The organism is Pelagibius sp. (assembly GCF_028281305.1).
In the GTDB taxonomy this organism is placed as follows: Bacteria; Pseudomonadota; Alphaproteobacteria; order Kiloniellales; family Kiloniellaceae; genus Pelagibius.
Window position 1 is genome coordinate 1 of record NZ_JANQKD010000049.1, and the last position, 7,860, is coordinate 7,860.

The window sequence follows — 7,860 nt, forward strand, 5'->3', positions numbered from 1 at the left end:
ATGAACTTGTCGCTGTCGACCTGGAACTTCTTCAGGGCCGTGTCCCATTCGATCTCCGGGATCACAGGCGCCTTGTCCTGGGCCTGGACTTGGTCGATCGCCCCACTGCCGAAGAACAGTCCGATAACAGAGACGGCAGCGACAAGGTTCAATTTGCGAAACATAATACCTCGATCTCCTATGCTTGGGTTGCGATAACCTTCATGAAAAAAGCGGTCACTCCTGAAGAGCCCTCTCTGCAGCGGCCGCCGCAGCGGCGCGCCACGGAGTGGAGAGCGCAAGGTGGTGAATGCGTGCTGAAAGACGGCGGGTCGGTTCACGCCTTGAAACGGCAAGAAGCCCGGCTGTCGTTACCCCGTCGGCGCCTCATCGGTACTGCGTGCGGCGACACGGTCCCAACCTTGCCCGAGCGATGAAGCCGGGGCCGACGGCATCAGGGCCGACGGCTGCAAGCGCAGAGTCTTCGGCGAAGACGCCGCCTGCTGACAGCAAGGCTGACTTGGGAAAAGGCCGTGTCAGGATGCCCGCAGTGCCATCAAAGCCAGCACGGCGTCACCCGGCAACTCAGCTCAATGCAAGGCGCCCCCGCCCGACTGTGCCTGGACACACGCCAGTACCCGGGCACAAACCAGTGCCTGGGCACACATCGGCACAGGGTCTGTAAACTGGGGGAACGCAGGGGAAGGGCCTTGCGTGGAAGAATTCGGTGTTGCTCATTCCAGTCCTCACGGTCGTAGCATGATGACGGAGCAAGGCTCTCGCCTTGCCAAGCAGCCCCAGGTTCCTCCACCAAAACCTCAGGAGCTTCCGCTCGAGCGGTGTTCTAACAAAACCCGAACGGGATTTCAGCCCCTTTATCGTTTCAATTCTGTAACCGCAGCGTTGTGTACCCCCAAGGGAGTAGCGCCTGACGCGAATCCTTCCCCGAAAGCGGTAAGCGATCAGCTGAAATCGCATCGCGGCTACCGGCAGGCCCCGGCATCGCTGGCAGCGCAAAGACAGTCCTCCTGCGCCAAGGCTTCGGAGGACACGCCTTCGTCTAACGATCTTCGGATGGCAGGCCACCCGAAGATCGAAGAGCGAAGGGTGGTGGGCCCGGCAGGATTCGAACCTGCGACAACACCGTTATGAGCGGTGGGTTCTAACCGCTGAACTACGGGCCCGGCGCCATTGTGCCGCTGCAAGCCTGTAGATCAAGTGAATTGCCGACCGGCAAAGGGAAGCGTAAGCCCCAACTGCAGAAAGCTGGACAGCGGAACGCTGACCCGCAGGGCAGCCTTCAGTTCGCCGCCTGCAGGACCTGCACGTCGTCCGGGTCGTTGGGATAGACGAAGCCGTAGATCGGGTAGCGGCCGCTGCCGTAGCGCTGGCCCGGGGTGTACCAGACCTGAACCTCCGACCAGTCGTTGTTCCTCGAGACGTCGCGTACCGGCGTATAGCGGTGGATGCGGCCGCGGTTCAGCCAGTTGGACTGATGCACCAGCACCTCGCGTTCGTTCAGCACCGCCACCACGTAGGCCAGATGCCCCTGGCGCAGCCGCTTGGTCTTGCTCCAGACCATGACCGCGCCGGGCTCCGGCGCCGCGCCACGGTCATAGCGGCCGGTGGCCTTGGCCCACCAGGTCCAGGCATTGCCGCGGATCTGGATGCCGGAAAGCTTGCGCGCATAGGGCACGCATTCCAGATGGCGGCCGGCCGAGACGATCGCCGGGCGCGGCCGGGTGGGCAGCGGCAGCTTGGGCAGGCTGGCAAGGCTCGCCTGAACGGCGGGTTCGTCGGCAAGGCGGCCGACGGCCGGCCTGAAAGGTGCAGTATAGGAGGGCTCAATACTCCGGCGCTCCCCGCCCGTCGCGGGCACCACGTCCGCTGCGTTGGGTGAGGCCGCAAGAGCCCCACCTGCGGAAAGCGCGGGCGCTTCGGAAACGCCCGGTCCGGAGACGCCCGGCGCCTTGGCTGTGACGCAGGCGGAAACCAGCCCCATCAAGCCGAGGGCGGCCAGACGGGTGATCATTGCCCGCCCCCCTGCCCGGGCTGGACGTCCAGGGCCCTCCGCCGAAGCATTCCGGCGCAGCGGCAAGCAATCACAGGTGATGTATTTCATCCCGCCGGACCGGCGGGCAGAGACGGCAAGCTGCAAGAAACGACTTTCCCCCAAACACACCTTAGGGCCCGAAGACCGGACCTCATTGTTTTTCCACCAAATCCCGATGGACTGCTGCCCAGCGCTCAAAGCTAGCTCCCAGCCTCAACAAGTCAAGGCATCCGAGTTAACGGATCGCGCGGGCAAGTCACCATCAGGCCCTACGCAAGAATTCTATACGGCAGGGGAATAAAAGGTCTCCCTAAAGCGTTCTCAGGGCACAGTTTTGACATAGCTGTGCTGAGTCCGGGCCGCCTATATCTCTCGTGGGGCTGTCGGGACTCTGCGGGAAATGAAGCGCTGTATTGAGGAGAACCTTATGATTCGCCTACCGATTCTTATGACTGCCATGGCTCTTGCGCTCTCTGCTTGCGGATCGTCGACAGGAGACCGCGGCCTCAGCGGCGCCGGCATCGGCGCGGGCGCCGGTGCCGTGGTCGGAGCCGTCACCGGCCTCACCATCGTCGAAGGCGCTCTGATCGGCGCCGCCGCAGGCGGCCTGACCGGCGCCCTCACCGACGAGGACACCATCGATCTGGGCGACCCTTTCTGGAAGTAGGTTCGGCCAGCCCATAGAGACATCCGACACCTGATCCTGCACGTAAGCGGGACCTCTATGCCGTCGCGGAACAGGACAGCCGGGCTGCCGGCGCTGGCTTCAGCGCTGGTGCTCACTCTGCTGGGCGCCTGTGCGGCGACCGCGCCCGAGGACGGTCCCCTGAACCGATCGGGGGACCTGTCCGGCGGCGGACCGGCGGCCACGGCCACCCGGGCGGAGGCTCCCTCTGCGCGCGCGGCGCCACGACCGGTAGCGCCGCCGGGCCCGTCGAGGCAGCCGGCAGAACAGTCGGGATCATCCCTCGCCGCCTTGCCTCCCGACTCCGAAGTCCGGGGCGCGCAGCCCGCCGAACGGGTCACCGAGACCTTCAGCGGGCTTGCCTCCTGGTACGGCAAGCGCTTCCACGGCCGTCTGACCGCCAGCGGCAGCCGTTTCGACATGAACGCCATGACCGCGGCGCACCGCAGCCTGCCGTTCGGAACGCGGGTCCGCGTGACCAACGAGTCAAACCGGCGCTCCATCGTTGTGACCATCAACGACCGCGGCCCCTTCATAAAACCGCGCATCATCGATCTCTCTTTCGCCGCCGCCAAGGCGCTGGACTTCATCGACGACGGCCTGACCAGGGTCCGCGTGGAGGTCCTGGCAGAAGGATAGGGAGTGGGATAGGGAATGGGATAGGGAGTGGGTCAGAGACCGGGTTCGAAAACGGTCTGCGGCGTGGCGACGCCGCGCAGGCTGTGCTCGCCGTGGCTCTTGAAAACACAGTCCGGCAGATGGACGGCGAAGTCTGCCGAAACCAGCAGCTTGTGCCCCAGGTTGCCGGCAAGATCGGCCAGACGGCTCGCCAGATTCACACCGCTGCCGACGACGGTGTAGTCGAGCCGCGCGCCGGAGCCGATGTTGCCGTAGGCGACCTCACCGAAATGCAGCGCAATCTTGATGTCGAAGCGCCGGCCTTCCGGGGCCTCTTCGCGCGCGGCTTCGACCCGCTCCAGAATGGCCTTCGCGGCGGTCAGGGCCTTGGCGCAGGCCGCCGCATCGTCGTCGCCCGCGCCGTAGATCGCCAGCACGCCGTCGCCGATGTACTTCAGCACCTCGCCGCCGCCCTCTTCCACCGGCGGCACGACGCAGTCGAAATAGCGGTTCAGCAGGTCGACCGTCCCTTCCACCGTCATGGCCGAGGAGAGTGCGGTGAAACCGCGCATATCGGCGAAGATGATGGCGGCGCGCATGGGCACGATGTCGCCGCGCCGCACCTGACCGGAGAGGATGCGCGCCTGCGGCTCCTCGCCCACGTACATGCGCAGAGTCTCGCGCAGCAGGATCCAGACGCGGTTTAGGTCGAGAAGGATGGCCATGGAGTCCTCGATTGCGCGCAGAAGCGCCAGATCCGAGGAACTGAAGCCGTTGGGGTGACGGGTGGCAAAGGTCAGCCCCCCTTCGGTGCCGTCACGGAAAAAGATGGGAACGCAGATGTAGTGCGTGTAGCCCTCAGCGCGGAGTTCCGGGACGATGCCGTAAGCCCCATCGTCGATCTCGTCGAGGCGGAAGATCACCCAGTCACGAGTACGGTGCGCCTCAAAGTAGGGGCTCGCCTCATAGAGATCGTCATTGCCCCAGGCAAACTCCAGCACCTCAATCCCCCCTTCCCGGGTCCAGTTGCGGCCCAGCCCTTGGCGCACCGCATAGAGAGTGGGAATGGCGCTGGTCATACGGTCCAGCGGAATGCCGGCTTCGATCAGGCGGCTGACGAAGCCGTTCACGGTGTCGTCGGGATTGTCGAGGAAGCGCGCCTCGCCGATCAGCCAGTGCTGGATCGCCATGGCCCTGGCCAGGACGTCGCGGTCGACATCTTCGAATGGGGTTCTTAGAAGGCTCATCAGGGTTCGCGGAAACGGCAGGGATCAGAGAAGGATGCTACCTATAGATGTTGGCGCATCGCCGGATTTATCAAGGACTTCGCCCGGTCGGCGCGCCGAGGCTCATGACCGCACCGGCGTGGCTGACGCTCCGACGCAACAGATCGACCCGCATCAGGTCCTCACCCAGAAGAATCGGCCCGGCGTAGTCCGCACGCACCTCGTCGAGCAGTCGGTCGCGGTCGGCGGCGGGCGGCACGAAGTGGGTCAGGGCCAGACAGGCGGCCCCGGCTTCCGCCGCGATCTTGCCGACCTCGCTGGAGAGGGTGTGATAGCCGGCCACGTTGGCCACCGTCTCCGCCGAACGCACCCCTTCCACCACCGGCATCTCGCGGTGGACGAAGACCTCGTGGACCAGCAGATCGGCGCCGCGGGCGGCCTCGATCAACGACGGGCAATACCGCGTGTCACCGGAGAGCGCCAGACGCTTGCCGCCGGCTTCGAAGACGAAGCCGAAGGCATGGCGCACCGGTTTGTGGTCCACCTCCACGACGGCGACCGTCAGCCCGCCGAATGTCAGCACCTGGCCCGCCGCGATCTCCGTCACGTCGATCTCCAGGGCCGCGGTGGAAGGCCGTTTCTCGTGGGCGATGCGCTGGGTCAGCTCCGGCTCCCAGAGCGCCATCAGGCCTTCGACGTAGCGGCGCGTGCCCGGCGGTCCGTAGACCGGCAGCGGCCGGTCGCGCCCCTGATGCCAGGAAGAGACGATGAGCTGGAAGAGGTCGACCAGATGATCCGAGTGCAGATGGGTCAGCAGCAGCGCATCGAGAGCGCGTCCCGGCACGCCGGCGGCGAGCAGGCGCTGGGTCACGCCGGACCCGCAGTCCACAAGCACCTTTGCGTCGCCTGCGAGGACGACCTGCGCCGGCCCGTAGCGCTCCGTCGAGACCACCGGACAGCCGGTGCCGAGAAAAACGAACTCCATGGCCGCAGGCTAGCGGGTCAAGTGACCCAGGCAACGAAAAAAGGGCAACATGCTTTCGGAGCAGTGGAACCGCCGACCCGTCGCCTGCCCATCCTTCGAGACGCGCGCCTCCGGCGCGCTCCTCAGGATGAGGGACACATGACCCAACCTCTCGCCTCATGCTGAGGAGCGAGCACCGCGAGCGTCTCGAAGCACGCAGCGGCGCGCAGCTTTCAGCAGCCGGTCAGAGATCCAGTTCGATCCAGGCGGGGTCGTGGTCGCTGCCGTCGCCGCCGTGCTTGGTGCGGCGGTCGATCATCGCCAGGGTCTGGCGCGGCGCCAGCGACGGGCTGAGCCAGATGTGGTCGTAGAGGTGATACTCGGCGGGCTTTCCCGAAGGCTTGAAGCGGTGCGTCCAGGCGGGACCCGGCGGCATCGGCGTGTCGGCCTTCGGCGGCCGCGTCTCCGTCGGCGCCGCGAGCGCATTGACGAGGCCGAGGTCGGCGTTGGCGAAGGCGGCCAGCGGTGCGGCCTCCGGCGGATCGTTCATGTCGCCGGTCAGGATGTAGCGGCTGTTGGGGCGGGTCTGGTCTTCGATGATCCGCCTGACGGTCTCCGCCTGGCGGCGCCGGCGCGTATCGTTCTTCTGCTTGCCGGCGACCGGGTCGTCGCGGAAGTCGACGAAGTGGCTTTTCAGATGGGTGTTGAAGACCGTGAAGAGGGTGCGCCGCCGCGTCGGGTTCAGCACCTCCACCTGCAGCAGGTCACGCCCGAAGATCGGCTCGTCCGGATCTTCCTCATGCACCGCCTGATGCCAGCTCGTCACCTGCCCCAGGGGATACTTGGAGAGCAGGCCCACGTCGATCAGCCGCGGGTCGTTGCCTTCGATCAGCGTGTAGTAGGGATAGAGGCTGCCGAGGTCCTGGTGATTGAAGGTCTTCAGGATGTCGATGTTCTCGACCTCCTGCACCGCCAGCACGTCGACGTCCATCGCCTTGACCCGCGCGGCGATCGTCGCCCGGTCGTCCTTGTCCTTGGTCTTGACCAGACGGCCCTTGAAGGTGCGCAGGCGGTAGACGTCGCCTTCGGTGAACTTGTAGGTGACCTTGGAACTGACACCGGTGTCGTTCTTCTTGATGGCTTCGACCTGTCCCGAGAAGTTGTAGCGCGAGAACAGGTTGTTGAGATTGAAAGTGCCGATGGTGATGCGCATGGCCGTGGTGCCCCCGCCCGTAGTCTCCCCCGAATGAGGGCCGGACTTTACCACAGGTTGTGCAGCACAGCCATCGCCCAGCAGGGTTAGAGGCACCGCAAAAAGCCAAGAAAACCGCAAGAAAAAGGCCGCTCCGGGGAGCGGCCCTTGTCATCGTCGCGTCAAGATTCCGTCATGTATCCAGGAAGGATCGCAGCTTCCGCGAGCGGCTGGGGTGCTTCAGCTTCCTCAGCGCCTTGGCCTCGATCTGGCGGATGCGTTCGCGCGTGACGGAGAACTGCTGGCCCACCTCTTCCAGGGTGTGGTCGGTGTTCATGCCGATGCCGAAGCGCATGCGCAGCACGCGTTCCTCGCGCGGCGTCAGGCTGGCCAGCACCCGCGTGGTGGTCTCGCGCAGGTTGGACTGGATCGCCGCGTCCAGGGGAATGACCGCGTTCTTGTCCTCGATGAAGTCGCCGAGGTGGCTGTCTTCCTCGTCGCCGATGGGCGTCTCCAGGGAGATCGGCTCCTTGGCGATCTTGAGGACCTTGCGCACCTTTTCCAGCGGCATGACCAGCCGCTCGGCCAGTTCCTCCGGGGTCGGCTCGCGGCCGATCTCGTGCAGCATCTGGCGGCTGGTGCGCACCAGCTTGTTGATGGTCTCGATCATGTGCACCGGGATGCGGATGGTGCGCGCCTGGTCGGCGATGGAGCGGGTGATGGCCTGGCGGATCCACCAGGTGGCGTAGGTCGAGAACTTGTAGCCGCGCCGGTACTCGAATTTGTCGAGGGCCTTCATCAGGCCGATATTGCCCTCCTGGATCAGGTCCAGGAACTGCAGGCCGCGATTGGTGTATTTCTTGGCGATGGAGATGACCAGGCGCAGGTTGGCCTCGACCATCTCCTTCTTGGCCCGGCTGGCTTCCTTCTCGCCCTTCTGCACCGTGGCGACGATGCGGCGGAACTCCGAGATGGGCAGGCCCGCCTCGTCGGCGATGTCGCCCACCTGGCGGCGCAACGTGGTGACGCGCTCCGCCTCCTTGCCGACGAACTTGGCCCATTTGGCATTGAGCTCGGCGACCCGCTCCAGCCAGCCCGGGTCCAGCTCGTGGCCGAAATAGTTCTCCAGAAAGCTCTCGCGGT

At 65.3% G+C, this 7,860-nt stretch carries 7 protein-coding genes and 1 tRNA gene; 2 read left to right on the forward strand and 6 right to left on the reverse strand.

What is annotated here, in order from left to right:
* Positions 1-1,087: 1,087 nt before the first annotated feature.
* Positions 1,088-1,163 (reverse strand) — tRNA-Ile (locus Q0982_RS11595).
* 116 nt (positions 1,164-1,279) lie between these two features.
* On the reverse strand, positions 1,280-2,011 hold the full coding sequence (locus tag Q0982_RS11600) for a CHAP domain-containing protein (RefSeq protein WP_299395576.1): 732 nt from the start codon (positions 2,009-2,011) through the stop codon (positions 1,280-1,282).
* Between the two features lie 448 nt (positions 2,012-2,459).
* On the opposite strand from Q0982_RS11600, the gene Q0982_RS11605 reads away from it, so the two are divergent.
* The gene (locus Q0982_RS11605) at positions 2,460-2,699 is read left to right on the forward strand and encodes a YMGG-like glycine zipper-containing protein (RefSeq protein ID WP_299395579.1); all 240 of its coding nucleotides are present in this window, start codon (positions 2,460-2,462) and stop codon (positions 2,697-2,699) included.
* A gap of 57 nt (positions 2,700-2,756) precedes the next feature.
* Positions 2,757-3,356: a septal ring lytic transglycosylase RlpA family protein gene (locus Q0982_RS11610; RefSeq protein WP_299395581.1), complete on the forward strand. Its 600-nt coding sequence runs from the start codon at positions 2,757-2,759 to the stop codon at positions 3,354-3,356.
* A 32-nt stretch (positions 3,357-3,388) separates the two neighbouring features.
* Here Q0982_RS11610 and Q0982_RS11615 read toward each other — a convergent pair whose 3' ends face one another.
* From Q0982_RS11615 to rpoD, 4 genes are all read right to left on the reverse strand, one after another.
* Positions 3,389-4,582, reverse strand: coding sequence for an adenylate/guanylate cyclase domain-containing protein (locus Q0982_RS11615; RefSeq protein ID WP_299395583.1), 1,194 nt, complete (start codon positions 4,580-4,582; stop codon positions 3,389-3,391).
* A 70-nt stretch (positions 4,583-4,652) separates the two neighbouring features.
* Positions 4,653-5,546, reverse strand: coding sequence for an MBL fold metallo-hydrolase (locus Q0982_RS11620; RefSeq protein ID WP_299395585.1), 894 nt, complete (start codon positions 5,544-5,546; stop codon positions 4,653-4,655).
* 223 nt (positions 5,547-5,769) lie between these two features.
* Positions 5,770-6,738 (reverse strand): endonuclease/exonuclease/phosphatase family protein, encoded by a 969-nt coding sequence (locus Q0982_RS11625; protein ID WP_299395588.1) that lies wholly within the window; start codon positions 6,736-6,738, stop codon positions 5,770-5,772.
* A gap of 172 nt (positions 6,739-6,910) precedes the next feature.
* The coding region (gene rpoD, locus Q0982_RS11630; protein WP_299395590.1) for an RNA polymerase sigma factor RpoD at positions 6,911-7,860 on the reverse strand (950 nt) is incomplete at its 5' end.